The 25479-nt window shown below is 40.0% G+C and carries 25 protein-coding genes, 2 tRNA genes and 2 pseudogenes; 28 read left to right on the top strand and 1 reads right to left on the bottom strand.

The window, feature by feature from the left end; all coding sequences use genetic code 11:
• The first annotated feature begins 350 nt into the window (after positions 1-350).
• The 8 genes from QM847_RS01885 to QM847_RS01850 all read left to right on the top strand — a co-directional run bounded on the left by QM847_RS01885 (position 351) and on the right by QM847_RS01850 (position 8108).
• A complete protein-coding gene (locus QM847_RS01885) occupies positions 351-941 on the top strand; it encodes a class I SAM-dependent methyltransferase (RefSeq protein ID WP_414353423.1) in 591 nt (196 codons plus the stop codon).
• Positions 938-2221 (top strand): pyrimidine-nucleoside phosphorylase, encoded by a 1284-nt coding sequence (locus tag QM847_RS01880; RefSeq protein ID WP_414353422.1) that lies wholly within the window; start codon positions 938-940, stop codon positions 2219-2221. The genes QM847_RS01885 and QM847_RS01880 overlap by 4 nt, the downstream gene beginning before the upstream one ends.
• Positions 2222-2238: 17 nt before the next feature.
• Positions 2239-2901 (top strand): deoxyribose-phosphate aldolase, encoded by a 663-nt coding sequence (deoC, locus tag QM847_RS01875; protein WP_269797113.1) that lies wholly within the window; start codon positions 2239-2241, stop codon positions 2899-2901.
• Positions 2888-3277, top strand: coding sequence for a cytidine deaminase (locus QM847_RS01870; protein ID WP_269797114.1), 390 nt, complete (start codon positions 2888-2890; stop codon positions 3275-3277). Before deoC ends, QM847_RS01870 begins: the two co-directional genes overlap by 14 nt.
• An 89-nt stretch (positions 3278-3366) precedes the next feature.
• Positions 3367-4422 carry a BMP family lipoprotein gene (locus QM847_RS01865; RefSeq protein ID WP_269797115.1) on the top strand — a complete coding sequence of 352 codons (1056 nt, stop codon included), beginning with the start codon at positions 3367-3369 and terminating at the stop codon, positions 4420-4422.
• Between the two features lie 140 nt (positions 4423-4562).
• A complete protein-coding gene (locus QM847_RS01860; protein ID WP_414353421.1) occupies positions 4563-6098 on the top strand; it encodes an ABC transporter ATP-binding protein in 1536 nt (511 codons plus the stop codon).
• Entirely contained in the window at positions 6091-7149 is a 1059-nt protein-coding gene (locus QM847_RS01855; RefSeq protein ID WP_225750201.1) for an ABC transporter permease, read from the top strand. The genes QM847_RS01860 and QM847_RS01855 overlap by 8 nt, the downstream gene beginning before the upstream one ends.
• Positions 7150-7151: 2 nt before the next feature.
• Positions 7152-8108 carry an ABC transporter permease gene (locus QM847_RS01850; protein WP_414353420.1) on the top strand — a complete coding sequence of 319 codons (957 nt, stop codon included), beginning with the start codon at positions 7152-7154 and terminating at the stop codon, positions 8106-8108.
• 30 nt (positions 8109-8138) lie between these two features.
• Here the strand turns inward: QM847_RS01850 and plsY are convergent, their stop codons facing one another.
• Positions 8139-8780, bottom strand: coding sequence for a glycerol-3-phosphate 1-O-acyltransferase PlsY (gene plsY, locus QM847_RS01845; RefSeq protein WP_269797118.1), 642 nt, complete (start codon positions 8778-8780; stop codon positions 8139-8141).
• 217 nt (positions 8781-8997) lie between these two features.
• Here plsY and QM847_RS01840 point away from each other — a divergent pair, with 217 nt between their 5' ends.
• The 20 genes and pseudogenes from QM847_RS01840 to sufC all read left to right on the top strand — a co-directional run bounded on the left by QM847_RS01840 (position 8998) and on the right by sufC (position 25462).
• Positions 8998-9639 carry an amino acid ABC transporter permease gene (locus QM847_RS01840; protein ID WP_006153198.1) on the top strand — a complete coding sequence of 214 codons (642 nt, stop codon included), beginning with the start codon at positions 8998-9000 and terminating at the stop codon, positions 9637-9639.
• A 10-nt stretch (positions 9640-9649) separates the two neighbouring features.
• A complete protein-coding gene (locus QM847_RS01835) occupies positions 9650-10279 on the top strand; it encodes an amino acid ABC transporter ATP-binding protein (RefSeq protein ID WP_414353419.1) in 630 nt (209 codons plus the stop codon).
• A gap of 9 nt (positions 10280-10288) precedes the next feature.
• Positions 10289-11131 carry an amino acid ABC transporter substrate-binding protein gene (locus tag QM847_RS01830; RefSeq protein ID WP_414353418.1) on the top strand — a complete coding sequence of 281 codons (843 nt, stop codon included), beginning with the start codon at positions 10289-10291 and terminating at the stop codon, positions 11129-11131.
• 145 nt (positions 11132-11276) lie between these two features.
• Positions 11277-13220, top strand: coding sequence for a DNA topoisomerase IV subunit B (gene parE, locus QM847_RS01825; protein ID WP_414353417.1), 1944 nt, complete (start codon positions 11277-11279; stop codon positions 13218-13220).
• Between the two features lie 33 nt (positions 13221-13253).
• Positions 13254-13661: a YkvA family protein gene (locus tag QM847_RS01820; RefSeq protein WP_414353416.1), complete on the top strand. Its 408-nt coding sequence runs from the start codon at positions 13254-13256 to the stop codon at positions 13659-13661.
• Between the two features lie 47 nt (positions 13662-13708).
• Positions 13709-14251, top strand: coding sequence for a hypothetical protein (locus tag QM847_RS01815; protein WP_414353415.1), 543 nt, complete (start codon positions 13709-13711; stop codon positions 14249-14251).
• A pseudogene (locus QM847_RS01810) lies at positions 14241-14760 on the top strand (aminoglycoside 6-adenylyltransferase); the annotation flags it as partial. The gene QM847_RS01815 and the pseudogene QM847_RS01810, both read left to right, overlap by 11 nt.
• Positions 14761-14852: 92 nt before the next feature.
• The gene (locus tag QM847_RS01805; protein WP_414353413.1) at positions 14853-15227 is read left to right on the top strand and encodes a GNAT family N-acetyltransferase; all 375 of its coding nucleotides are present in this window, start codon (positions 14853-14855) and stop codon (positions 15225-15227) included.
• A gap of 69 nt (positions 15228-15296) precedes the next feature.
• Positions 15297-15512: pseudogene (locus QM847_RS01800) on the top strand (GNAT family N-acetyltransferase); the annotation flags it as partial.
• A gap of 16 nt (positions 15513-15528) precedes the next feature.
• Positions 15529-16347 carry an aminoglycoside 6-adenylyltransferase gene (locus QM847_RS01795; protein WP_414353760.1) on the top strand — a complete coding sequence of 273 codons (819 nt, stop codon included), beginning with the start codon at positions 15529-15531 and terminating at the stop codon, positions 16345-16347.
• Between the two features lie 243 nt (positions 16348-16590).
• Positions 16591-19068: a DNA topoisomerase IV subunit A gene (gene parC / locus QM847_RS01790; RefSeq protein ID WP_414353412.1), complete on the top strand. Its 2478-nt coding sequence runs from the start codon at positions 16591-16593 to the stop codon at positions 19066-19068.
• Positions 19069-19200: 132 nt separating this feature from the next.
• A complete protein-coding gene (locus tag QM847_RS01785; RefSeq protein ID WP_414353411.1) occupies positions 19201-20223 on the top strand; it encodes a branched-chain amino acid aminotransferase in 1023 nt (340 codons plus the stop codon).
• 111 nt (positions 20224-20334) lie between these two features.
• A complete protein-coding gene (locus QM847_RS01780; RefSeq protein ID WP_269797127.1) occupies positions 20335-20565 on the top strand; it encodes a DUF2969 domain-containing protein in 231 nt (76 codons plus the stop codon).
• Between the two features lie 49 nt (positions 20566-20614).
• Positions 20615-20695, top strand: a tRNA-Tyr gene (locus QM847_RS01775).
• Between the two features lie 9 nt (positions 20696-20704).
• Positions 20705-20776: transfer RNA gene (locus QM847_RS01770), tRNA-Gln, on the top strand.
• 164 nt (positions 20777-20940) lie between these two features.
• Complete coding sequence (rpsA, locus tag QM847_RS01765) at positions 20941-22143, top strand: 30S ribosomal protein S1 (RefSeq protein ID WP_075567746.1); 1203 nt, start codon at positions 20941-20943, stop codon at positions 22141-22143.
• Between the two features lie 85 nt (positions 22144-22228).
• Positions 22229-22726, top strand: coding sequence for a GAF domain-containing protein (locus QM847_RS01760; RefSeq protein ID WP_414353410.1), 498 nt, complete (start codon positions 22229-22231; stop codon positions 22724-22726).
• Positions 22726-24390, top strand: a complete 1665-nt coding sequence (dnaX, locus tag QM847_RS01755) for a DNA polymerase III subunit gamma/tau (protein WP_414353409.1) — start codon at positions 22726-22728, stop codon at positions 24388-24390. Before QM847_RS01760 ends, dnaX begins: the two co-directional genes overlap by 1 nt.
• A 19-nt stretch (positions 24391-24409) precedes the next feature.
• Positions 24410-24604, top strand: a complete 195-nt coding sequence (locus tag QM847_RS01750; protein WP_414353408.1) for a DUF3272 family protein — start codon at positions 24410-24412, stop codon at positions 24602-24604.
• 87 nt (positions 24605-24691) lie between these two features.
• Entirely contained in the window at positions 24692-25462 is a 771-nt protein-coding gene (gene sufC / locus QM847_RS01745) for a Fe-S cluster assembly ATPase SufC (protein ID WP_142556978.1), read from the top strand.
• Positions 25463-25479 lie beyond the last annotated feature (17 nt).

The following is a 25479-nucleotide window of genomic DNA, read 5'->3' as shown; positions in this document are numbered from 1 at the left end:
TAAGGGAGGGTCAAGTGACAGAGGTTTTTACAGAAAAAAGACTCGGATGGTCAATCCTTTTAGTAGTCTTTTTATGGTTGTCTCCAACCTTCTTTAACTTTAATATCTCAATTGGAAATCAGCAATATAGTTGGGGCTATTTGGTACTCTTTGTTTTATTACCAACTTTTTGTATTTGTTATATAATTTTAGCTTTTCTAAAAAGACAATGGTGGCTGATATTGATTGGTCTAGCTTGCCTATTTTCATTTTTTATTAGTATGTTCCTAGGTTATCTCTTCTTAGGTCCTTAGTTGGTATAGACCGTGTAAACGATTTAAAATATCTAAATTTTATGGTAAAATAATCCTATGAGTAAAATGTATTATGCAGAAAACCCAGATGCAGCTCATGATGTTCATGAACTTAGAGTTGAGCTACTTGGGCAAAAGATGACCTTTTTGACAGATGCTGGTGTCTTTAGTAAAAAGATGGTTGATTTTGGTAGCCAGCTTTTGCTAAGATGTTTAGATGTCGAAGAAGGTGAGAAAATCCTTGATGTTGGTTGTGGCTACGGTCCAATAGGCTTGTCTTTGGTTAAAGCTTATGGTGCCCAAGCGACCATGGTGGATATCAATAATCGTGCCCTGAATTTAGCCCAGCAAAATGCTGTGAGAAATAAAGTTCAAGCAAGCATCTTCCAGTCCAATATTTATGAGCAAGTTGAAGGTCAATTTGATCATGTGATTTCGAATCCACCTATTCGTGCAGGAAAGCAAGTTGTTCATGAAATCATCGAGAAAAGCATTGATTATCTTGTAGACGGTGGTGATTTGACCATTGTTATCCAGAAAAAACAAGGAGCTCCAAGTGCCAAAAACAAGATGGAAGAAGTGTTTGGCAACTGCGAGGTTGTAAAGAAAGATAAGGGATATTATATCCTTAGAAGTGTGAAAGAATGAGAGCAGTAGATCTAATCCAGAAAAAAAGAGACGGACAAGAACTGAGTTCGAGTGAAATCCAATGGTTAATTGAAGGCTATGTGGCAGGAACCGTTCCTGACTACCAGATGTCTGCCTTTGCTATGGCTGTTTATTTCCAAGGAATGGCCACTAGAGAGATCTCTGACTTGACCATGAATATGGTGAAGACAGGTCAGGAATTTGATTTATCAGCTATTGAAGGAATTAAAGTTGATAAACACTCTACCGGGGGAGTAGGAGATAAGGTTACCTTGATTTTAGCTCCCTTAGTCGCTAGTTTTGACGTACCAGTTGCTAAGATGAGTGGTCGAGGTTTGGGACATACAGGTGGAACCATTGACAAATTAGAGTCCATCAAAGGATTTCAAGTAGAACGAAGTCAGGATGATTTTATCAAACAAGTGCAGGATATTGGCGTCTCAGTCATTGGTCAGTCAGAACATTTAGTTAAGGCGGATAAACTTCTTTATGCCCTTCGTGATGTGACAGCAACAGTTGATACTATTCCACTGATTGCTAGTTCGGTCATGAGTAAAAAGATTGCTGCTGGAGCTGATGCTATCTTGCTAGATGTTACAGTCGGTGAAGGTGCCTTTATGAAGACAGTTGATGAGGCGCGTGAATTGGCTCAAACCATGGTAAACCTTGGTAAGGCTGTAGGTCGTAAGACAGTAGCAGTTATTACTGATATGAGTCAACCATTGGGACGTGCAATCGGTAACCGACTAGAAATCCTAGAAGCATTGGAGATTCTTCAAGGAAAAGGACGTCAAGATATTAGCCACTTTATCTGTGAGTTAGCCCAGATTATGCTTTCTCTGGCAAATGTTGAAAAAAATGTCGAGGAAGTGAAAGCGCATCTTGAGAATGGCAAGGCTCTTAAGAAATTTGAAGAGATGGTTCTTGCTCAAGGTGGTGATTTAGAGGATTTATATCGCCCTGTAAATGTTGCTCATGTTATAGAAATACCTGCACATGAGGACGGTATCATTGCAGAACTACCAGCTATGGAGTTTGGTTTATATGCTATGAGACTGGGTGCTGGACGTGCTGTAAAAACAGATCAACTTGACTACGAGACTGGTATTGTTTTCGAGAAGAAAGTCGGAGATTCGGTCAAAAAAGGTGAAATTGTCGCAAAAGTATATGCAAATGGCAAAATTTCTCCGGAACTAGTTACAGATTTCCAAAAATATGTTAAAATTAAGGTAAGTGATGAAGCGTTAACATTACGTGAAATCATTGAAATTATCTCCTAATTTAAGGAAAAAACGATATGAAATTAAATAAATACATTGATCATACGCTTTTGAAGCAAGATGCGACAGTAGAACAAATTGATTCTTTGTTGTCTGAAGCAAAAGAGTATGATTTTGCCAGTGTTTGTGTGAATCCTTGCTGGGTTTCTTACGCACATTCTGGTCTTCAGGGGACAGATGTCAAAGTTTGTACAGTTGTAGGTTTCCCTCTTGGAGCTACAACATCTGCAGTCAAGGCTTTTGAAACAAAAGAAGCTATCCTGAACGGAGCAGATGAAATTGATATGGTGATCAATGTTGGAGCTCTCAAGTCAGGGAATGCTGACTTGGTTGAATCAGACATTCGAGCAGTTGTAGAGGCAAGTGGAGATAAGCTTGTTAAGGTGATTATCGAAGCTTGTTTATTGACAGATGATGAAAAAGTTTTGGCATGCCAATTAGCCCAAAAAGCAGGAGCAGATTATGTTAAGACTTCTACAGGTTTTTCAACAGGTGGCGCAACGCTGCCAGATGTTAAATTGATGTGTCAGACAGTCGGACCTGATATGGGTGTCAAGGCTGCTGGAGGAGCTCGCTCGTATGCAGACGCTGTTGCCTTTGTTGAAGCGGGGGCTACACGTATCGGGACATCTTCTGGTGTAGCAATCTTAAAAGGAGAGTTAGCTGATGGCGACTACTGAGTTGATTGATTTAGCGATTGAAACTAGTAAAAACGCCTATGTACCCTATTCACATTTTCCAATTGGTGCCGTATTGGTAGCCAAGGACGGAAGTATCTATACAGGGGTTAACATTGAAAATGCTAGCTATCCCTTGACCAACTGTGGCGAAAGGACGGCAATCTTTAAGGCGGTTTCTGAAGGACAACGAGACTTTTCAGAATTGATTGTCTATGGTCAAACTGAAAAACCAATTTCGCCTTGCGGTGCTTGTCGCCAAGTCATGGTCGAATTTTTTAAACCAGATCTAAAGGTGACTCTAGTCGCCAAAGATAAAACGACGGTCGAGATGACGGTCGGGGAATTACTTCCATATTCCTTTACAGACTTGCATTAGTCTGCGTCACTCCTTGAGTGACAAGGTCCTTGTGACCAATCAATCCATACTTGCAACTTTGTTGCGCATCTTATTTAGGAGGTTCAGTAATGAACAAAAAACAATGGCTAGGCCTTGGTCTAGTTGCAGTAGCAGCATTTGGACTTGCTGCATGTGGTAATCGCTCTTCTCGTAACGCAGCTTCATCTTCTTCTGATGTGAAGACTAAAGCAGCTATCGTTACAGATACAGGTGGTGTTGATGATAAATCATTTAACCAATCAGCTTGGGAAGGTCTTCAAGCTTGGGGTAAAGAGCACAATCTTTCAAAAGATAATGGCTTTACTTACTTCCAATCAACAAGTGAAGCTGACTACGCTAACAACTTGAACCAAGCAGCTGGAAGCTACAACTTGATCTTTGGTGTTGGTTTTGCCCTTCACAACGCTGTTGAAGAAGCAGCAAAAGAACACGCAGATAAAAACTATGTTTTGATTGACGATGTGATTAAAGATCAAAAGAACGTTGTTAGCGTTACTTTCGCTGACAACGAAGCAGCTTACCTTGCTGGTGTAGCAGCTGCTAAAACTACAAAAACTAAACAAGTTGGTTTTGTAGGTGGTATGGAATCTGAAGTTATTTCTCGTTTCGCAGCTGGTTTCAAAGCTGGTGTTGAGTCAGTTGACCCATCTATCAAAGTACAAGTAGACTACGCTGGTTCATTTGGTGATGCCGCTAAAGGTAAAACAATCGCTGCGGCTCAATACGCTGCAGGTGCAGACGTTATCTACCAAGCAGCTGGTGGTACTGGAGCAGGTGTCTTCTCTGAAGCTAAATCATTGAACGAAAGTAAAAATGAAGACGAAAAAGTTTGGGTTATCGGTGTAGACCGTGACCAAGTTGATGAAGGTAAATACACTTCTAAAGACGGTAAAGAAGCTAACTTCGTACTTGCTTCTACATTGAAACAAGTTGGAACAACAGTTCAAGATATCTCAAACAAGGCTGAAAAAGGTGAATTCCCTGGTGGTCAAGTTATCGTTTACTCATTGAAGGATAAAGGTGTTGACTTGGCAGTAACTAACCTTTCTGAAGAAGGTAAAAAAGCTGTTGAAGATGCAAAAGCTAAAATCCTTGATGGTAGCATCAAAGTTCCTGAAAAATAATTGAAGGAAGTCATTTCTTAGGAAGCGGCCAGTGGCCGCTTCTTTAAAAATTGAGACAAATAGTTTTGTCTCAATAGAGCTTGCTAAATTTCTTTAGCAGGTTTTATTGAAACAAAATAAAACTCTGAAAGGAAGAGCACATGACACACGAAAATGTCATTGAGATGCGTGAAATTACCAAAGTTTTTGGTGAATTTGTTGCTAACGACAAGATTAACCTTGAACTTCGTAAAGGTGAAATTCATGCACTTTTAGGAGAAAATGGAGCTGGGAAGTCCACTCTTATGAACATGCTAGCAGGGCTTCTAGAACCAACTAGTGGTGAAATTGTGGTTAACGGTCAAGTTGTAAAACTAGACTCTCCGTCAAAAGCAGCTAGTCTAGGAATTGGAATGGTTCACCAGCACTTTATGTTGGTAGAAGCTTTCACTGTTGCTGAAAATATCATTTTAGGAAGCGAATTAACCAAAAATGGTGTCCTAGATATTGCTCGGGCAACTCGAGAAATTAACGAACTATCGGATCGTTATGGTCTTGCTGTGGATCCTACCGCCAAAGTAGCAGACATCTCTGTCGGTGCTCAACAACGTGTCGAAATTCTAAAGACACTATATCGTGGAGCTGATATCCTTATCTTTGACGAACCGACTGCCGTTTTAACGCCATCAGAAATTGATGAATTGATGGCTATCATGAAGAACTTGGTCAAAGAAGGTAAATCAATTATCTTGATTACCCATAAGCTGGATGAGATTCGTGCTGTATCTGACCGTGTTACAGTTATCCGTCGTGGTAAATCTATTGAAACAGTAGAGATTTTAGGAGCAACCAATGCTGACTTGGCAGAAATGATGGTAGGGCGTTCTGTTTCCTTTAAGACAGAGAAGCAAGCAGCTCAACCTAAAGAAGTCGTTCTATCAATTCAAGATTTGGTAGTCAATGAAAACCGTGGAGTTCCTGCAGTAAAAAATCTTTCTCTCGATGTTCGAGCGGGTGAGATTGTCGGTATTGCCGGGATTGATGGTAATGGACAGTCAGAATTAATCCAAGCTATCACTGGACTCCGTAAGATTGAGTCTGGTAGTGTGGAGTTGAAAGGCCAGTCTATCGTAGGTTTACACCCTCGCCAAATTACAGAAATGAGTGTGGGCCACGTTCCTGAAGACCGTCACCGTGATGGTTTGGTCTTGGAAATGATGATTTCTGAGAACATTGCTCTTCAAACCTACTATAAGGAACCTCTTAGCAAGAAGGGAATCTTAAATTACACCAATATCATCGGGTACGCTAAGCAATTAATGCAAGAATTCGATGTACGTGCTGCTAGTGAGATCGTTCCAGCCTCAGCTCTTTCTGGAGGAAATCAACAAAAAGCAATTATCGCTCGTGAAGTTGATCGAAATCCTGATCTCCTCATCGTCAGCCAACCAACTCGTGGTTTGGACGTCGGTGCCATTGAGTACATTCACAAACGCTTGATTCAAGAACGTGATAATGGAAAAGCTGTCCTCGTAGTCAGCTTTGAACTAGATGAGATTCTAAATGTCTCTGATAGAATTGCTGTTATCCATGATGGTAAGATTCAAGGGATTGTAACGCCAGAAACAACTAACAAGCAAGAGCTTGGAGTCTTGATGGCTGGTGGTGAATTGGAAAAGGAGAAGAGTGATGTCTAAAAAATTACAACAAATTTCGGTTCCCTTGATTTCTGTTATTTTAGGAATTCTACTCGGAGCCATCGTCATGTGGATTTTCGGTTACGATGCTATCTGGGGTTATGAAGAACTGTTCTACACCGCCTTTGGTAGCGTTCGAGGAATCGGTGAAATCTTCCGTGCCATGGGACCTTTGATTTTGATTGCTCTTGGATTTGCAGTTGCAAGTCGTGCTGGTTTCTTTAACGTCGGACTTCCAGGACAAGCTCTCGCAGGCTGGGTTATGAGTGGCTGGTTCGCTCTTTCTTTCCCGGATTTACCACGACCATTGATGATTCTTGCAACGATTGTAATCGCCTTAGTTGCGGGAGGAATTGTTGGTGCCATTCCTGGTATTTTAAGAGCCTACCTTGGGACATCTGAGGTTATCGTAACCATTATGATGAACTACATAGTTCTTTATGTGGGAAATGCCTTTATCCACCACTTCCCTAAAGAAATTATGCAGAGTACGGATTCTTCTATTCGTGTTAGTGCCAATGCAACTTACCAAACACCTTGGCTTGCTGAGTTAACAGGAAACTCTCGTATGAATATCGGGATTTTCTTTGCTATCATAGCAGTTGCAGTTATCTGGTTCTTGCTTAAGAAGACAACTCTCGGTTTTGAAATCCGTGCAGTTGGTCTCAATCCAAATGCTTCTGAATACGCAGGTATTTCAGCCAAACGTACCATTATTCTATCAATGATTATTTCTGGAGCCCTTGCAGGTCTTGGTGGCGCAGTAGAAGGACTTGGTACCTTCCAAAACGTCTACGTTCAAGGTTCATCATTAGCAATCGGATTTAACGGTATGGCAGTAAGTCTACTTGCTTCAAACTCACCAGTTGGAATTCTATTTGCAGCCTTCCTTTTCAGTGTTCTTCAAGTTGGAGCTCCTGGTATGAATGCTGCACAAGTACCATCTGAGCTTGTAAGTATCGTTACAGCCTCAATTATCTTCTTTGTCAGCGTTCACTACATTATCGAACGCTTTGTCAAACCAAGAAAACAACTTAAAGGAGGTAAATAAGGATGTCGATTACAACAATGTTAACCCTTATGGTTTCTTCAATGTTGATTTATGCAGCACCACTTATTTTCACAAGTATCGGAGGAGTTTTCTCCGAACGTGGTGGAGTTGTTAACGTTGGTCTTGAAGGAATCATGGTCATGGGTGCCTTTTCTGGAGTTGTTTTTAACCTTGAATTTGCTCAAGATTTGGGAGCACTAACTCCTTGGTTGGCTCTCCTAGTTGGTGGTTTAGTCGGAGCTGTCTTCTCACTTATTCACGCAGTGGCTACAGTTCATTTCCGTGCAGACCATGTTGTCAGTGGTACCGTACTTAACTTGATGGCGCCAGCCTTGGCAGTCTTCTTGGTAAAGGTGCTTTATAATAAGGGACAAACCGATAACTTAACGCAAACTTTTGGGCGTTTTGACTTTCCGGTATTAGCTAATATTCCTGTTATCGGAGATATCTTCTTCAAGTCAACTAGTCTACTAGGTTACCTAGCAATTGCTTTCTCATTCCTAGCTTGGTTTATCCTCTTTAAGACTCGCTTTGGGCTTCGCCTTCGTTCAGTTGGTGAACACCCACAAGCAGCAGATACTTTGGGGATCAATGTTTACAAGATGAGATATCTTGGAGTTGTGATTTCAGGTTTCCTTGGAGGAATCGGTGGAGCTATTTACGCTCAGTCAATTTCCGTTAACTTCTCAGTTACGACGATCGTTGGACCTGGATTTATCGCTCTTGCAGCTATGATTTTTGGTAAATGGAATCCTGTTGGTGCTATGCTTTCAAGTCTCTTCTTTGGACTATCACAAAGTTTGGCAGTTATCGGTTCTCAACTTCCTTTCTTGCAAGGAGTTCCAGCCGTTTACTTGCAAATCGCACCATATCTCTTGACTATTGTCGTCCTCGCTGCCTTCTTTGGTAAAGCTGTTGCGCCGAAGGCAGATGGTATCAACTATATCAAGTCTAAATAGCATAAAAAAACGTCAGTTGAAACTGACGTTTTATTTTTTTGGTTCTTGGTGTGTTATGTTAAGTCCCCAAGGAATGAGATTTTCTGTTTTATTTTGGATCCGTTTGATATTGTCCTTGTGGCGTACAATTACTAGACTTGCAAGACCAATAATAATTAAAGTAAAAAGTAGGTCATAACTACTCAAGATAAATCCAAAGAGAGGAAATAGAAGGACTCCAATAATCGCAGCAATAGCAGCAGAGATACTCGAGAGAGAAATCATACTTCCAAGATAAAGGATTCCAAAGAAAATGACTGCAAGGTAGAGGCAAAAGAGAGGAGCAAATCCAAAAATAACTCCTGCGCTGGTAGCGACAGCCTTGCCACCCTTGAATTTGGCAAAGATTGGGAAGGTGTGGCCAATGACTGCTAAAAGCCCATAGACGATTGGTGAAACTCCTTGTACATGGAAGATGAGTGGAAGTAGAGTGGCCAAAGTACCTTTAAAGAAATCAATTACAAAGGTTGCCATTCCAGCTTTCTTGCCTAGGATTCGGAAGGTATTGGTCGTTCCAGTATTACCAGATCCATGTTCTCTTAGATTGATGTTAAAGAAGATTTGTCCAATCCACAGTCCTGAAGGGATTGAACCTAATAAATAAGCTAAAATTAATAATACTATTGTCATCATGTTTCTATTATACCATGAAATAGGAGAGAAACGAAACTGAATCTGTTTACTAGCTGTGACATCTGATGCTTTGTCAAAGTTGATAAGTTTATCATTAGTACCATTTTTATTCAAAAATAAAGGCTAAAGTTTTAAAAATTCATGGAAATTTCTGAAAATCCTTGATTTTGTGTTTATTTATGCTATAATAGGAACAATTATTTTTAGGAGGTGGAATATGTCTTACTTATTTGAGATATTACCAAGTTTATTGAGCGGTGCAACAATGACTCTACAAGTTTTTGCATTGGTCTTACTTTTTTCAATCCCTTTAGGCATTTTGGTTGCCTTTTGCTTACAGGTCCATTGGAAACCCCTCCATTACATGATTGACATCTATATTTGGGTGATGCGTGGAACACCCTTGCTCTTGCAGTTAATCTTTATCTACTATGTTCTGCCAAGTATCGGAATTCGCCTTGACCGAGTACCAGCAGCCATTATTGCCTTCACGCTTAATTATGCAGCCTACTTTGCTGAAATTTTCCGGGGTGGGATTGCAACCATTCCTCAGGGGCAATATGAGGCAGCGAAAGTTTTAAAATTCAATCCTATCGATACCGTTCGCTACATTATCTTGCCACAGGTGACCAAGATTGTCCTACCAAGTGTATTTAACGAGGTTATGAGTTTGGTTAAGGATACTTCTTTGGTATATGCACTCGGTATTTCAGATTTAATCCTAGCTAGTCGTACTGCAGCCAATCGTGATGCTAGTTTAATTCCGATGTTTCTAGCAGGCGCTATCTATCTTCTTATGATTGGTATCGTTACGATTTTAGCTAAGAAACTTGAGAAGAAGTTCAGCTACTATAGATAGGAGGTTATCCATGTTAGAGTTAAGAAATATTAGCAAAAAATTTGGAAAAAAAGAAATTTTATCCAATTTCAGTTTAATAATTCCTGAAAAGCAAATTTTGGCCATCGTTGGACCTTCTGGTGGTGGGAAGACTACCTTGCTTAGAATGTTAGCTGGACTTGAAACCATTGATTCAGGTGAGATTTTTTATAATGGAGAATCCCTACCTTTGGATGAACTTGAAAAGCGTCACTTGTTAGGTTTTGTTTTTCAAGATTTTCAGCTTTTTCCTCACTTATCCGTTATGGAAAATTTGATTTTGTCGCCAATCAAGACTATGGGGATGTCTGAAGTAGATGCTAAGAAGAAGGCGGTAGAATTACTAACTCGTCTAGGTCTTGAAGCACACGCAGATGCTTATCCATACTCATTATCCGGTGGTCAAAAGCAACGGGTTGCCTTAGCACGCGCTATGATGATCGATCCAGAAGTAATTGGTTATGACGAACCAACTTCAGCCCTTGACCCAGAGTTACGTCTCGAGGTTGAAAAACTGATTTTACAAAATCGAGACTTAGGTATGACTCAGATTGTCGTGACCCACGATCTCCAGTTTGCAGAGAATATTGCTGATCAGATTCTCAAAGTAGAGCCTAAGTAGGAGGTGTCTATGAATCGAAAGAAAATCAGCCTTGTTTTGGTATTCTTTCTGGCTTTTTTCCTGGTAGGATGCACACAAAAAGCTAGCAATCCTAAAGTAGATAATTGGGAAAAATACCAACAACAAGGAACAATTACCATAGGATTTGACAATACTTTTGTTCCTATGGGATTTGAAGAAAAGAATGGGCAATATGTTGGATTTGATATTGATTTAGCCCAAGCCGTTTCTGAAAAACTTGGGTTCAAGCTACAGTTCCAACCCATTGATTGGGATATGAAGGAAACAGAACTTCAAAATGGGACCATTGATGCAATTTGGAATGGATATTCTGCGACGGATGAACGCCGTGAGAAGGTTGCTTTCACCATTCCTTACATGGAAAATCAGCAGGTTTTAGTTTCTAAGAAAACTCAAAATATCCATTTAGTGTCTGATATGAAAGGTAAGGTTTTGGGGGCTCAGGCAGGTTCTTCGGGTTATCTGGACTTTGAAGCGCAACCTGACTTTTTGAAAAATATCGTAAAAGATCAAAAAGCCAACCAATATCAAAGTTTTAATGAAGCTTTGATTGACTTGCCAAATGATCGGATTGATGCCCTTCTAATTGACCGTGTTTATGCCAACTATTATCTTAAAACTGAAGGAATTTTAGACCAGTATGAGATTTTCCCAGCTGGTTTTGAGAGTGAATCCTTTGCAGTTGGAGTAAGACCAGCTGATAAGACCTTGTTAGCAAATTTGAATAAAGCTTTTGTCGAGCTCTATCAAGAAGGAAAATTCCAAGAAATCAGCCAGAAATGGTTTGGCGAAGATGTGGCTACTAGCCAAATTAAAGGAAAAGAAAACTAAGATTTTGTCTTGGTTTCTTTTTTTGGTGAAGATGGACGATTTTTTGCTAAAAAGGACTTGGGAATAGGCTTTTTAACTAGAAAAACTTTGCAAAATCCTTAGAAAACCTGTAAAATAGAAAAGATGAACAAATAGGAGGTTCCTTGTGTCAAAAAAGGAAATCAATATTAACAATTATAATGATGACGCCATCCAGGTGCTAGAAGGGTTGGATGCGGTCCGTAAACGTCCAGGGATGTATATCGGATCGACAGACGGTGCTGGACTTCATCACCTAGTCTGGGAAATCGTGGATAATGCGGTTGACGAAGCCTTGTCTGGATTTGGTGATCGCATCGATGTGACGATTAATAAAGACGGTAGTTTAACGGTTCAAGACCATGGGCGTGGGATGCCAACTGGTATGCACGCTATGGGGATTCCGACAGTTGAGGTTATCTTTACTATCCTTCATGCTGGGGGAAAATTCGGACAAGGTGGTTACAAGACCTCTGGTGGTCTCCACGGGGTTGGATCTTCTGTTGTGAATGCCCTCTCTAGTTGGCTGGAAGTGGAAATTACGCGTGATGGTGCAGTCTACAAGCAACGTTTTGAAAATGGTGGGAAACCAGTAACAACTCTTGAAAAGGTTGGAACAGCACCTAAGTCTAATACAGGTACTAAAGTGACCTTTATGCCGGATGCTAGTATCTTTTCTACGACAGACTTCAAGTACAATACTATTTCAGAGCGTCTTAATGAGTCAGCCTTTCTCTTAAAAAATGTAACCCTGTCATTAACAGACAAACGAACAGATGAATCTATCGAATTCCACTATGAGAATGGGGTGCAGGACTTTGTTTCCTATCTCAACGAAGACAAGGAAACCTTGACACCAGTGCTTTACTTTGAAGGGGAAGACAATGGTTTCCAAGTAGAAGTAGCCCTCCAGTACAATGATGGATTTTCAGATAACATCTTGTCCTTTGTCAATAACGTCCGTACCAAAGACGGTGGAACGCACGAGACAGGACTTAAGTCAGCCATTACCAAGGTTATGAATGACTATGCCCGTAAGACGGGTCTTCTCAAAGAAAAGGATAAAAATCTTGAAGGATCCGATTACCGTGAAGGATTAGCGGCAGTTCTATCAATTCTCGTTCCTGAAGAACACTTGCAGTTTGAAGGACAGACTAAGGATAAACTAGGAAGTCCCCTTGCTCGTCCAGTTGTGGATGGGATTGTGGCTGATAAGTTGACCTTCTTCCTTATGGAAAATGGTGAACTGGCTTCCAATCTCATTCGTAAGGCTATCAAGGCTCGCGATGCTCGTGAAGCAGCACGTAAGGCGCGTGATGAGAGTCGTAATGGTAAGAAAAATAAGAAAGACAAGGGCTTGCTTTCAGGTAAATTAACACCAGCCCAGTCAAAGAATCCAGCTAAGAACGAGTTATATTTGGTCGAGGGGGACTCTGCCGGTGGATCTGCCAAACAAGGTCGTGACCGCAAGTTCCAGGCTATCTTGCCACTTCGAGGTAAGGTTATCAATACAGCTAAGGCTAAGATGGCAGATATCCTGAAAAACGAAGAAATCAACACCATGATTTATACAATTGGTGCTGGTGTAGGAGCAGATTTCTCTCTTGAAGATGCTAACTATGACAAGATCATTATCATGACTGATGCGGATACCGACGGGGCCCACATTCAAACTCTTCTCTTAACCTTCTTTTATCGTTATATGCGTCCGCTAGTCGAAGCTGGACATGTCTATATCGCCCTTCCTCCACTTTACAAGATGTCTAAAGGCAAAGGCAAGAAAGAAGAAGTGGCCTACGCTTGGACGGATGGCGAGCTAGAAGAACTTCGCAAGCAGTTCGGCAAAGGCGCTACCCTCCAACGCTACAAAGGTCTTGGTGAAATGAATGCGGACCAACTCTGGGAAACAACCATGAACCCAGAAACTCGTACCCTCATCCGTGTCACGATTGAAGACTTAGCACGCGCAGAACGTCGTGTTAATGTCCTCATGGGTGATAAGGTCGAACCACGTCGTAAGTGGATCGAAGATAATGTCAAGTTTACGCTGGAAGAAGCGACTGTGTTTTAAAAACTGTCAAGAGATACAAATGGAGAACAAGATATGTCTGAAAATCTAAGTGAAGAGCAAGTGAAAGAAGCTCTTGAAAGTGGTTATGCGCAATCTGAAGCATTATTAAACGATAAAGATGAATTAGATGATTTTTTGTATCGTTTGGAGCAAAAAATTAACGATATGCCATTTGTTGGAAAGAAATTTTCGATGATCCCAGTCATGATTTCTTTAGTGAAAAATTATGTTCAAGGGAAGTATACCACAGTTCCCTATGGGACAATATTAGCTGTTTTGAGTGCACTTGTTTATTTCCTTGCTCCCATTGATATTATTCCAGATTTCATTCCCCTAGCAGGTTACTTAGATGATATGGCGGTTCTGGGACTTTGTATGAATATGGTCAGCATTGATATCGAAACTTATGAAAAATGGCGTCAAGCTCAAGGATTGATTTAGGCTAATGGTTCACTGTTATTTTTAGTTTTTATAAGAAGGGTAAAATTATGTTCAGTATATTGTTTGATTCTCCTTTTCTCTTTGTAGTCTTAGCTTTAGGCGCGATTATGTTTGCAATTGCCAAGCAAGAGAAACCAGAGCAAAGCCGTTACCTAAACTTTTTATTATTGACCCTAGTGACTTTTGGTGTGATACTATTTGATAATCCATTTAAATCATATCTTTATGCAGGATTGCTATTTTATGTTTATGTCGTCTATATTTTCATACCTGCCAGTCTAGTTTTTGGTTTTATATCTATTTATAAAAGCAAAAGACATCTACAATATTACCCTAGTAACTATTCAAAAATTCTAAAAATCAATGCACGAATCTTGATGATTTTATCAATCGTGAATCTTTTAATGCTACTGATGCAATCAGAAATAGGAATTATTATTTTGGTACCAATTGTCGGCATCAGTTCGATTATTCAATTTATCTATGGAGAACTTGAAAGTAAAAGGGTGCAGAATCTTCAACAACAAAAGCAAGAAGATGTTCCTAACCCTGGCTCAATTTCAAACGACGGTGACATAGATGAGAACTGAAACAGAAATACTAAATTTGCTCTTGCAAGTTGCGAAGACCTTAAAAGTCGAGGCTGTTGCTTTATCGGGTTCTAGAACAAATGACCAAGCTCCAAAAGATGAATTTCAAGACTATGATGTTGTTTATCTTGTTGATAATCTTGAAAACCTAATTTCAGACTTGTCTTGGCTGGATCAGTTTGGCAATCGTCTGATTGAGCAGCATAATAATCTAGGAAACCGTCGTCTTTACCTCATGCTTTGAAGATAGCAATCGTATCGATTTGACTCTTTGTCCTAAAGAACACATTCAAGAATGGGTGGACAGTGAAGCAGAATTCACTATTTTAGAAGATCCAGAAAATTTATTTGAACCTTTTTTCCCAAATCCAGAGCGTTACTGGATAACCTCAGCTACTGAAACGGATTTTGAAAAAGCCTGCAATGAATTTTGGTGGGTGTCAGCATATGTGGTCAAAGGAATCTGTCGCAAGCAAGTCATCTATGCGACTGACCATCTCAACGCTATCCGTTGTCGCTATAAAAAACGCAAACCTGCCATGAAGGTAACGGAAGCAGTGGGGAGTGTTAATTAAGTCTGACAGATTTGGAGGAATAGAAGATGATTATCAGACCTGCAAGCAGAAAAGATTGTCAAGCTATTTATAGCCTTTATCAAAGTGAAAAATGGCTTTCTTTTACAGAGGAAAAAGTGACATTTCTATTTTCAACAAATCTGTCTCATTACTTGGTGCTTGAAGAGGACCAGAAAATCCTCGGCTTTGTCCGTTATCTGACGGATGAAGTGCTGACGACCTTTTTAGCTGAAATAATTATTGATAAATCCCACCGCAGAAAAGGACTGGGACAGCAGCTAATTGAGGAGATCCACAAAAAATATCCTTTGACACGGATTGAATTAATATCTGAAGCAGATGGCTTTTATCGGGCAATAAGTTTTAAGCCTGTTGGTACAGGATTTAGAAAATCTGAATGAAAGGAGACAGCCAATGACGCTTGACAACAAACTGGGTCTGACAAATTCGCTTGAACTAGCCAAGATGCTTATGCGACGGAGGCTGCCCAAGCCTGTCTAGACTTTGCTTTTCAGCAAGCTAGCTTGTCAAAAGTTTACTCTTTTACATCCTTATTCAATCAACTTTCGCAAAAAGTCATGCAAAAACTGAGCATGGAATTTGTCAAAGAATTTGATGATGAAAAATTTCCAGCAGACAGTCCGCTTTATAGACATGTCCTCTACAGAATCAAGAGTTTCCACTAAAAAGGCAGGTATTCCCATGAGAACTGAAACCGAGATGTTTGATGTGATTTTGCAAACCGCAAAAGTGCTACAGGTCGATGCAGTCGCCATTTCCGGCTCGCGGACAAACCCAAAGGCTCCCAAGGACGAGTTCCTAGACTATGATGTAGTCTATATCGTGGAGGATTTGGATGGTCTGATAGCCGACCTTTCTTGGTTGGACCAGTTCGGCAAACGTATCATTGAGCAAGAGGTTACTCTTGGACATCGCCGTCTTTACCTCATGCTCTTTGAAGACGGTAACCGTATTGATTTGACTCTCTGTCCTAAAGTGCATATCAAGGAGTGGGTAGAAAGCGAAGCAGATTTCACAGTGCTAGAGGACACCAAGGGCTTATTTGCGCCTTATTCTTCAAATCCTCAGCGTTACTGGAAAAGTCCAGCTAGTGAGATTGATTTTGAAAAAGCCTGCAATGAATTTTGGTGGGTGTCAGCTTACGTGGTTAAAGGAATTTGTCGCAAGCAAGTCATCTATGCGACAGACCATCTCTACGGTATTTGTCAGCAAGAACTCTTGAAAGTCTTGGCCTGGCAGGTGGCAAGTGATAGGGGAAAGGTCGATATCGGTAAAAACTACAAGTATCTTTTCCGGTATTTACCTACAGAGAAAGAGAAGGAATTCTCTTCTCTCCTTGATTTTTCAAGTATAGACAAAATCACTCAGTCATTATTGGCTACTATGAATCTCTTTCATAGAGAAGCGCAAGATTTAGCCAAGAAGATGGGCTTTGACTATGATAGGGAAGTAGCTGAGCAGATGATTCAGTATGCTGAGTCAAAACTTCCTGATTACTAAGAAAATAAAGAACTCTATTTATCAATTTAAACTACAGAAAGGATAATTTGGTTACTAGAGGTTACTGAACACGGGACTAATTTCTGTAATATATCCTTTTTCTACATAAAACTACTCTACATTTTTTGAAAGGAGTTGAACACGCCCTAAATGCTATGTGAAAAAGATAAATTCTCTTTTGAGCATCGCTCACTGTAAGAATTTCCTATTTTCACTTTGCATTTTACGGGCTTTGTATCCTATATGAGTAATATCCAAAATATGTCCTTGGAGGACATCATGGGAGAGCGCTTTGGGCGTTATTCCAAATACATCATTCAAGACCGGGCTTTGCCAGACATTCGGGATGGATTGAAGCCGGTTCAGCGCCGTATTCTGTATTCGATGAATAAGGATGGCAATACTTTTGACAAGAGCTACCGTAAGTCGGCCAAGTCAGTCGGGAACATTATGGGTAATTTCCACCCACATGGAGATTCTTCTATCTATGATGCCATGGTCCGTATGTCTCAGGACTGGAAAAACCGTGAGATTCTGGTTGAAATGCATGGTAACAATGGTTCCATGGACGGAGATCCACCTGCGGCTATGCGTTATACGGAAGCTCGTTTATCTGAGATTGCAGGCTATCTCCTTCAGGATATCGATAAAAAGACAGTTCCCTTTGCTTGGAACTTTGACGATACCGAGAAAGAGCCGACGGTTTTACCAGCAGCCTTTCCAAACCTCTTAGTCAATGGTTCAACCGGGATTTCAGCTGGTTATGCCACAGATATTCCACCGCATAATTTGGCAGAGGTTATTGATGCGACAGTCTACATGATTGATCACCCAACTGCCAAGGTAGATAAGTTGATGGAATTCTTGCCTGGACCAGACTTTCCTACAGGAGCAATTATCCAAGGCCGTGATGAGATCAAGAAAGCCTATGAAACTGGTAAGGGGCGCGTGGTCGTTCGTTCTAAGACTGAAATTGAGAAGCTAAAAGGTGGTAAGGAACAAATCGTTATAACTGAGATTCCCTATGAGATTAATAAGGCTAACTTGGTCAAGAAAATCGATGAAGTTCGTGTCAATAACAAGGTAGCAGGTATCGCTGAGGTTCGGGATGAGTCTGACCGTGACGGTCTTCGTATTGCTATCGAACTCAAGAAAGATGCGAATACTGAGCTTGTTCTCAACTACCTTTTCAAGTATACTGACCTACAAATCAACTACAACTTCAACATGGTGGCTATTGACAATTTCACACCTCGTCAGGTTGGAATTGTGCCAATATTGTCTAGCTATATTGCCCACCGTCGTGAGGTCATCTTGGCACGTTCTCGCTTTGATAAGGAAAAGGCTGAAAAACGTCTCCATATCGTGGAAGGTTTGATTCGTGTCATCTCTATTTTAGATGAAGTCATTGCTCTTATTCGTGCTTCTGAGAACAAGGCTGATGCCAAGGAAAACCTCAAGGTCAGTTATGATTTTACTGAAGAGCAGGCTGAAGCTATTGTTACCTTGCAATTATACCGTTTGACCAATACAGACGTAGTTGTCTTGCAGGAAGAAGAAGCAGAACTTCGCGAAAAAATTGCTATGCTTGCAGCCATCATCGGTGACGAACGGACTATGTACAATCTCATGAAAAAAGAACTTCGTGAGGTCAAGAGACAGTTTGCGACACCTCGTTTGAGTTCTTTAGAAGATACAGCAAAAGTCATCGAGATTGATACAGCTAGCCTTATCGCGGAAGAAGATACTTACGTCAGCGTGACTAAGGCAGGTTACATCAAGCGTACTAGTCCTCGTTCTTTCGCAGCTTCTACCTTAGAAGAAATTGGGAAACGAGATGATGACCGTTTGCTATTTGTACAATCAGTTAAAACCACTCAACACCTCTTAATTTTTACAACGCTTGGGAATGTCATTTACCGACCAGTCCATGAGTTGTCAGATATTCGTTGGAAGGATATCGGGGAGCACTTGAGTCAAACAATTACAAACTTTGAAACCAATGAAGAAGTGCTCTATGTTGAAGTTGTGGATCAGTTTGAGGATGCGACAACCTACTTTGCAGCGACTCGCCTTGGACAAATCAAACGAGTAGAACGCAAAGAATTCTCTCCATGGAGAACCTATCGTTCTAAGTCTGTCAAGTATGCTAAGTTGAAGGACGATACTGACCAGGTTGTAGCTATTGCACCAATCAAGCTTGATGATGTTTTATTGATTAGTAAAAATGGCTATGCCCTTAGATTTAATATCGAAGAGGTTCCAGTTGTTGGAGCCAAGGCTGCAGGGGTCAAAGCTATGAACTTGAAAGCAGATGATGAGCTTCAATCTGCCTTTATCTGCAATACTTCATCCTTCTATCTATTAACGCAACGTGGAAGTTTGAAACGTGTTTCAACAGAAGAAATTCCAGCAACCAGTCGTGCTAAGCGTGGCCTTCAGGTTCTTAGAGAATTGAAGAACAAGCCACATCGTGTCTTCTTGGCTGGAGCAGTCTCAGAACAAGGATTTATCGGAGATCTCTTTAGTACAGAAGTAGAAGATGGCGAACAAACTCTTGTTATTCAATCAAATAACGGAACAATTTACGAGTCAATCCTGCAAGATTTGAATCTATCAGAGCGTACTAGCAACGGAAGCTTTATCTCAGATACCATTTCTGATGAAGAAGTATTTGATGCTTATCTTAAAGAAATCTTCAGAGAAGATAAAGAAAATTAAAAAGAAAATCAGTTCTAGTGACTGATTTCTTTTTAGTAATAAATTTTCAGAAAATTACAAATAAAACTTGAAATTTTAGGAGAAAAGTGTAGAATAGAACACATAGTTTTGATTAGAATAAAGGAGAAAAATATGACAGTTGCAATTGATTGGGAAAATCTCGGTTTTGCCTATATGAAACTACCTTATCGTTATATAGCTTATTATAAAAATGAACAATGGACTCAAGGAGAATTAACGGAGGATGCAACTTTGCATATCTCCGAATCATCTCCAAGTCTTCACTATGGACAGCAAGCATTTGAAGGATTAAAAGCCTATCGTACAAAGGATGGCAGTGTTCAACTCTTCCGTCCGGATGAAAATGCCAAACGTCTGCAACGTACCTGTGATCGTCTCTTGATGCCACAAATTCCAACAGAAATGTTTGTAGAAGCATGTAAAGCAGTTGTTCGTGCAAATGAAGAATATGTACCACCATATGGAACTGGCGGAACCCTTTACCTCCGCCCACTCTTGATTGGTGTTGGAGATATCATTGGGGTAAAACCAGCTGAGGAGTATATTTTTACCATCTTTGCCATGCCAGTTGGGAACTATTTCAAGGGTGGTTTGACACCGACTAATTTCTTAATTCAAGATGAATATGACCGTGCGGCGCCACATGGTACGGGAGCAGCTAAGGTTGGAGGTAACTATGCAGCTAGTCTTCTGCCTGGAAAAATGGCTAAATCACGTAATTTTTCAGATGTTATTTACCTTGACCCAGCTACACACACCAAGATAGAAGAAGTAGGTTCAGCGAACTTCTTTGGAATTACAGCTGATAATGAGTTTATAACGCCCTTAAGTCCGTCAATCTTGCCATCTATTACTAAGTATTCTTTACTTTATTTGGCAGAACATCGTTTGGGAATGACACCCATTGAAGGAGATGTGCCAATTGACAGCCTTGATCGATTTGTAGAAGCAGGGGCCTGCGGAACTGCAGCAGTGATCTCACCAATTGGGGGGATTCAACATGGTGATGATCTTCATGTGTTCTATAGCGAAACAGAAGTTGGGCCAGTAACACGCAGACTTTATGATGAACTCACAGGTATCCAATTCGGTGATATTGAAGCACCCGAAGGATGGATTGTAAAGGTCGAGTAAAAGACTAAATATGTAAGAAACTCTATAGCGGTTGTAACAGCTGATATAGAGTTTTTTCTTGCTAGATTAGGGAATTTCTTGTACAATAGAAAACATGAAAAGAGGTAGAGTATGAGTAAAAAAGATAAAAAAATTGAAATCCAATTAACTGATGCAACTGTATTAGTTGGGAAAGAAAAATATGATGGTTATACTTTAACTATTGGGAAAAAGATTATTGGTGAAATTGCCGAATTAGATAACCAATTTGCCATTATTAAGAACGGAAATGTCGACAGTTTTTACAAGAAACTTGAAAAAGCTGTAGAAGTATTGATTGAAAACTACAATTTAGCAAAATAGTGCTTGTTTTTTGTAAATTTTCATGATATAATAGACTTTGTTGATTGTCGGAGAGATAGCGAAGAGGCTAAACGCGGCGGACTGTAAATCCGCTCCTTCGGGTTCGGGGGTTCGAATCCCTCTCTCTCCATATCACTATTGGGGTATAGCCAAGCGGTAAGGCAAGGGACTTTGACTCCCTCATGCGTTGGTTCGAATCCAGCTACCCCAGTTCTTAGGTAATAAATTCAAGATAAAAGTAAAAATATCTTAGGGTATTTTATTTTTATAATTGAAAGACGTGAACGATATGAACATGTCCTTGCGGGTGCTTAGGAAAAAAATTATAAGTATGTCAAGCTAAAGAAAAAGCTTGATTGTTGGAGGATTTTTTAGATGAACGAATTTGAAGATTTGCTAAATAGCGTTAGCCAAGTTGAACCTGGTGATGTTGTTAGTGCTGAAGTATTGACAGTAGATGCTACTCAAGCTAACGTTGCAATCTCTGGAACTGGTGTTGAAGGTGTCTTGACTCTTCGCGAATTGACAAACGATCGCGATGCAGATATCAATGACTTTGTAAAAGTAGGTGAAGTATTGGATGTTCTTGTACTTCGTCAAGTAGTTGGTAAAGATACTGATACAGTAACATACCTTGTATCTAAAAAACGCCTTGAAGCTCGCAAAGCATGGGACAAACTTGTAGGACGCGAAGAAGAAGTTGTTACAGTTAAAGGAACTCGCGCTGTTAAAGGCGGACTTTCAGTTGAATTTGAAGGCGTACGTGGATTTATCCCAGCTTCTATGTTGGATACTCGTTTCGTACGTAACACTGAGCGTTTTGTAGGTCAAGAATTTGAAGCTAAAATCAAAGAAGTTGACGCTAAAGAAAACCGCTTCATCCTTTCACGTCGTGAAGTTGTAGAAGCAGCTACAGCAGCAGCTCGTGCTGAAGTATTTGGTAAATTGGCTGTTGGTGATGTTGTAACTGGTAAAGTTGCACGTATCACAAGCTTTGGTGCTTTCATCGACCTTGGTGGTGTTGACGGATTGGTTCACTTGACTGAATTGTCACACGAACGTAACGTTTCACCAAAATCAGTTGTAACTGTTGGTGAAGAAGTTGAAGTGAAGATCCTTGATCTTAACGAAGAAGAAGGACGCGTATCACTTTCACTTAAAGCTACAACACCTGGACCATGGGATGGCGTTGAGCAAAAATTGGCTAAAGGTGACGTTGTAGAAGGAACAGTTAAACGTTTGACTGACTTCGGTGCATTTGTTGAAGTATTGCCAGGTATCGATGGTCTTGTTCACGTATCACAAATTTCACACAAACGTATTGAGAATCCAAAAGAAGCTCTTACTGTGGGACAAGAAGTAACTGTTAAAGTTCTTGATGTTAACGCAGATGCAGAACGTGTATCACTTTCTATCAAAGCTCTTGAAGAACGTCCAGCTCAAGAAGAAGGACAAAAAGAAGAAAAACGCGCTCCACGTCCACGTCGTCCAAAACGTCAAGAAAAACGTGACTTTGAACTTCCTGAAACTCAAACAGGATTCTCAATGGCTGACTTGTTCGGAGACATCGAACTTTAATTCATTCGAATATGAACAAAATCCTTTGTTTTTAAAACAAGGGATTTTTCTTTTTTCTACTAGTATTTTTTGATATAATGGTTCTATGTTATATTCAGAAAAAGAAGTGCTTTATCAAACACTTAATGAACAGCTCTCTTTTCTTTTAGAAGGAGAGACCAATGTTTTGGCTAATTTATCCAATGCCAGTGCTCTGCTAAAAATAACTTTTCCCAATACTGTTTTTGCAGGTTTTTATTTGTTTGATGGAAACGAACTTATTTTAGGTCCTTTTCAAGGTGGTGTTTCTTGTGTGAGAATTGCTCTTGGTAAAGGTGTTTGTGGAGAATCAGCAGCTAGCCGTCAAACGGTTATTGTTGGAGATGTAAAGACCTATCCTAACTATATTTCTTGCGATAGTAAAGCACTCAGTGAAATTGTTTTGCCGATGGTAAAAAATAGTCATCTTCTGGGTGTCTTGGATTTGGATTCGTCTGTCCTTGATGATTATGATGAAATTGATCAGAAGTATTTAGAAGAGTTTGTATCTATTCTGCTAGATAAAACTGTATGGAACTTTTCAATGTTTGAGGAGAAAGTGTAATGTATCAGGCCCTTTATCGAAAATATAGAAGCCAGACTTTTTCACAGCTAGTGGGTCAAGAGATTGTCGCAAAAACTCTTAAACAAGCTGTTGAACAGGAAAAAATAAGCCACGCCTATCTATTTTCAGGACCTCGTGGAACTGGTAAGACTAGTGTTGCTAAGATTTTTGCTAAGGCTATGAACTGTCCTAATCAAGTTGCAGGGGAACCTTGTAATAACTGCTATATTTGTCAGGCTGTCACAGATGGTAGTTTGGAAGATGTTATCGAAATGGATGCTGCATCTAACAATGGAGTTGACGAGATTAGAGATATCCGTGACAAGTCTACCTATGCTCCGAGTGTTGCCCACTATAAAGTTTATATCATCGATGAAGTTCATATGCTCTCGACGGGTGCTTTTAATGCACTTTTGAAAACACTGGAAGAACCAACACCAAATGTAGTCTTTATTCTGGCAACGACAGAACTCCATAAGATTCCTGCGACAATTTTATCAAGAGTTCAGCGCTTTGAGTTTAAATCCATTAAAACTCAGGATATACGAAATCATATCTTCCATATTTTGGAAAAGGAAGGAATTGATTATGAGACTGAAGCTGTTGAAATTATTGCGAGAAGAGCTGAAGGTGGTATGCGTGATGCTTTATCAATTTTAGATCAAGCTTTAAGTCTTACCAATGATGATAAATTGACAACAGCCGTTTCAGAGGAAATTACTGGAACCATTAGTCTTAGCGCCTTGGACGACTACGTAGCTGCATTGGCTCAAAAAGATGTTACCCGTGCTTTAGAAAATCTGCAAGTGATTTTTGAGAATGGGAAGAGCATGACACGTTTTGTAACGGATTTGCTACAATACTTACGAGATATTTTGATTGTCCAGACGGGTGGAGAAAACACTCACCATAGCCAAACATTTAAGGATAACTTATCTCTATCACAGGATCTCCTATTTGAAATGATTACCATAGCTACTAGAAGTCTAGCTGATATGAAGGCCAGTCTTCAGCCTAAGATTTATGCTGAAATGATGACCATTCGCCTAGCAGAGCTTGAAGTTAAACCAGCTTTATCAGGTCAAGTAGCAGATGAATTAGCTTCGCTTAGGGATGAAGTGGCACGTTTGAAACAGGCTCTTTCTAATTCTGGATCAAGTTTAAAACCAACAGCATCACCAGTAAGTAAACAGTCTGGCAGTAAGTCTGTTTATCGTGTGGATCGTAACAAAGTTTACTCTATTCTTCAAGAAGCTGTTGAAAGCCCTGATTTAGCTCGCCAAAATCTAGTCCGTCTTCAAAATGCATGGGGAGAAGTTATTGAAAGTTTATCTGGTCCTGATAAGGCACTTTTAGCCGGTTCCCAACCTGTTGCGGCCAATGAACGTCATGCTATTCTCGCCTTTGAATCCAATTTCAATGCTGGACAGACAATGAAACGTGATAATCTCAACACAATGTTTGGCAATATCCTTAGTCAAGCAGCAGGATTTTCTCCTGAGATTCTTGCTATTTCTATTGAAGAATGGAAAGAAGTTCGAGCAGACTTTTCAGCTAAGGCTAAATCGTCTCAAGGGCAAACTATCAAGGAAGATATTGAGGAGTCAGTACTCCCTCAAGGTTTTGAATTTTTAGCAGATAAAGTAACCATAACAGAAGACTAGACATTTTAAGAATAAGACTATGAATAGACAACAATTTATCATTATGGCCCTGTTTACAGCTGCTGAGACTTATTATTTTAATGAATCAGTCATGGAACAACGCTATATCGTGGCCTTACTTTGGGCTATTTTGATCCTGAGAAATTTTCGTGTCTCTTATATTATGGGAAAAATTATCAATGCCATAGATGACCATATTCAAAGGAAAAAGTAGCGCTTACATTCTAGACAAAATAAAAGCCTTTCAGGCTTTTTTTTGCTATACTAGTAAGAGTATACATACATTAAGAAAGGAATTAAGATGTCAGTAATTGAGATTAAAGATCTTCATGTTGAAATTGAAGGTAAGGAAATTTTGAAGGGGGTTAATTTAACCCTTAAAACAGGAGAGATTGCAGCTATCATGGGACCAAATGGGACTGGTAAATCAACTCTTTCTGCAGCTATCATGGGAAACCCTAACTATGAAGTAACCAAAGGTGAGGTTCTATTTGACGGAGTGAACATTCTTGAGTTAGAAGTTGATGAGCGTGCTCGTATGGGACTTTTCCTTGCTATGCAATATCCATCAGAAATTCCTGGAATTACAAATGCTGAATTTCTTCGTGCAGCTATGAATGCTGGTAAAGAAGATGACGAAAAAATTTCAGTGCGTGATTTCATCACTAAATTGGATGAGAAAATGGAATTGCTTAACATGAAAGAAGAAATGGCTGAGCGTTACCTCAATGAAGGTTTTTCTGGAGGTGAAAAGAAACGTAATGAAATTCTTCAACTGTTGATGTTGGAACCAACATTTGCACTTTTGGATGAGATTGACTCTGGTCTTGATATTGATGCCCTTAAAGTTGTTTCTAAAGGTGTTAATGCTATGCGTGGTGAAGGCTTCGGTGCCATGATTATTACTCACTACCAACGTCTCCTTAACTACATTACACCTGATGTGGTGCATGTAATGATGGATGGTCGTGTAGTGCTTTCTGGTGGTCCTGAATTGGCAGCGCGTTTGGAACGTGAAGGATACGCAAAATTAGCTGAAGAACTTGGCTATGACTACAAGGAAGAATTGTAATTCCCTCGTATCTTTTA

The sequence above is a fragment of the Streptococcus timonensis genome (assembly GCF_047463455.1).
Classification (GTDB): domain Bacteria; phylum Bacillota; class Bacilli; order Lactobacillales; family Streptococcaceae; genus Streptococcus; species Streptococcus timonensis_B.
This window is presented reverse-complemented; position numbering and strand designations above follow the sequence as displayed.

Bases quoted from the DNA above. Each gene is read 5' to 3' on its own strand.
- QM847_RS01750 (WP_414353408.1), top strand. From the start codon at position 24,410: ATGAATAGACAACAATTTATCATTATGGCCCTGTTTACAGCTGCTGAG.
- QM847_RS01785 (WP_414353411.1), top strand. From the start codon at position 19,201: ATGACAGTTGCAATTGATTGGGAAAATCTCGGTTTTGCCTATATGAAA.
- QM847_RS01820 (WP_414353416.1), top strand. From the start codon at position 13,254: ATGTCTGAAAATCTAAGTGAAGAGCAAGTGAAAGAAGCTCTTGAAAGT.
- QM847_RS01850 (WP_414353420.1), top strand. From the start codon at position 7,152: ATGTCGATTACAACAATGTTAACCCTTATGGTTTCTTCAATGTTGATT.
- QM847_RS01815 (WP_414353415.1), top strand. From the start codon at position 13,709: ATGTTCAGTATATTGTTTGATTCTCCTTTTCTCTTTGTAGTCTTAGCT.
- plsY (WP_269797118.1), bottom strand. From the start codon at position 8,780: ATGATGACAATAGTATTATTAATTTTAGCTTATTTATTAGGTTCAATC.
- deoC (WP_269797113.1), top strand. From the start codon at position 2,239: ATGAAATTAAATAAATACATTGATCATACGCTTTTGAAGCAAGATGCG.
- QM847_RS01855 (WP_225750201.1), top strand. From the start codon at position 6,091: ATGTCTAAAAAATTACAACAAATTTCGGTTCCCTTGATTTCTGTTATT.
- QM847_RS01865 (WP_269797115.1), top strand. From the start codon at position 3,367: ATGAACAAAAAACAATGGCTAGGCCTTGGTCTAGTTGCAGTAGCAGCA.
- QM847_RS01805 (WP_414353413.1), top strand. From the start codon at position 14,853: ATGATTATCAGACCTGCAAGCAGAAAAGATTGTCAAGCTATTTATAGC.
- QM847_RS01830 (WP_414353418.1), top strand. From the start codon at position 10,289: ATGAATCGAAAGAAAATCAGCCTTGTTTTGGTATTCTTTCTGGCTTTT.
- dnaX (WP_414353409.1), top strand. From the start codon at position 22,726: ATGTATCAGGCCCTTTATCGAAAATATAGAAGCCAGACTTTTTCACAG.
- QM847_RS01760 (WP_414353410.1), top strand. From the start codon at position 22,229: ATGTTATATTCAGAAAAAGAAGTGCTTTATCAAACACTTAATGAACAG.
- QM847_RS01840 (WP_006153198.1), top strand. From the start codon at position 8,998: ATGTCTTACTTATTTGAGATATTACCAAGTTTATTGAGCGGTGCAACA.
- QM847_RS01860 (WP_414353421.1), top strand. From the start codon at position 4,563: ATGACACACGAAAATGTCATTGAGATGCGTGAAATTACCAAAGTTTTT.
- QM847_RS01835 (WP_414353419.1), top strand. From the start codon at position 9,650: ATGTTAGAGTTAAGAAATATTAGCAAAAAATTTGGAAAAAAAGAAATT.
- sufC (WP_142556978.1), top strand. From the start codon at position 24,692: ATGTCAGTAATTGAGATTAAAGATCTTCATGTTGAAATTGAAGGTAAG.
- QM847_RS01870 (WP_269797114.1), top strand. From the start codon at position 2,888: ATGGCGACTACTGAGTTGATTGATTTAGCGATTGAAACTAGTAAAAAC.
- QM847_RS01880 (WP_414353422.1), top strand. From the start codon at position 938: ATGAGAGCAGTAGATCTAATCCAGAAAAAAAGAGACGGACAAGAACTG.
- QM847_RS01780 (WP_269797127.1), top strand. From the start codon at position 20,335: ATGAGTAAAAAAGATAAAAAAATTGAAATCCAATTAACTGATGCAACT.
- rpsA (WP_075567746.1), top strand. From the start codon at position 20,941: ATGAACGAATTTGAAGATTTGCTAAATAGCGTTAGCCAAGTTGAACCT.
- parC (WP_414353412.1), top strand. From the start codon at position 16,591: ATGAGTAATATCCAAAATATGTCCTTGGAGGACATCATGGGAGAGCGC.
- QM847_RS01885 (WP_414353423.1), top strand. From the start codon at position 351: ATGAGTAAAATGTATTATGCAGAAAACCCAGATGCAGCTCATGATGTT.
- QM847_RS01795 (WP_414353760.1), top strand. From the start codon at position 15,529: ATGAGAACTGAAACCGAGATGTTTGATGTGATTTTGCAAACCGCAAAA.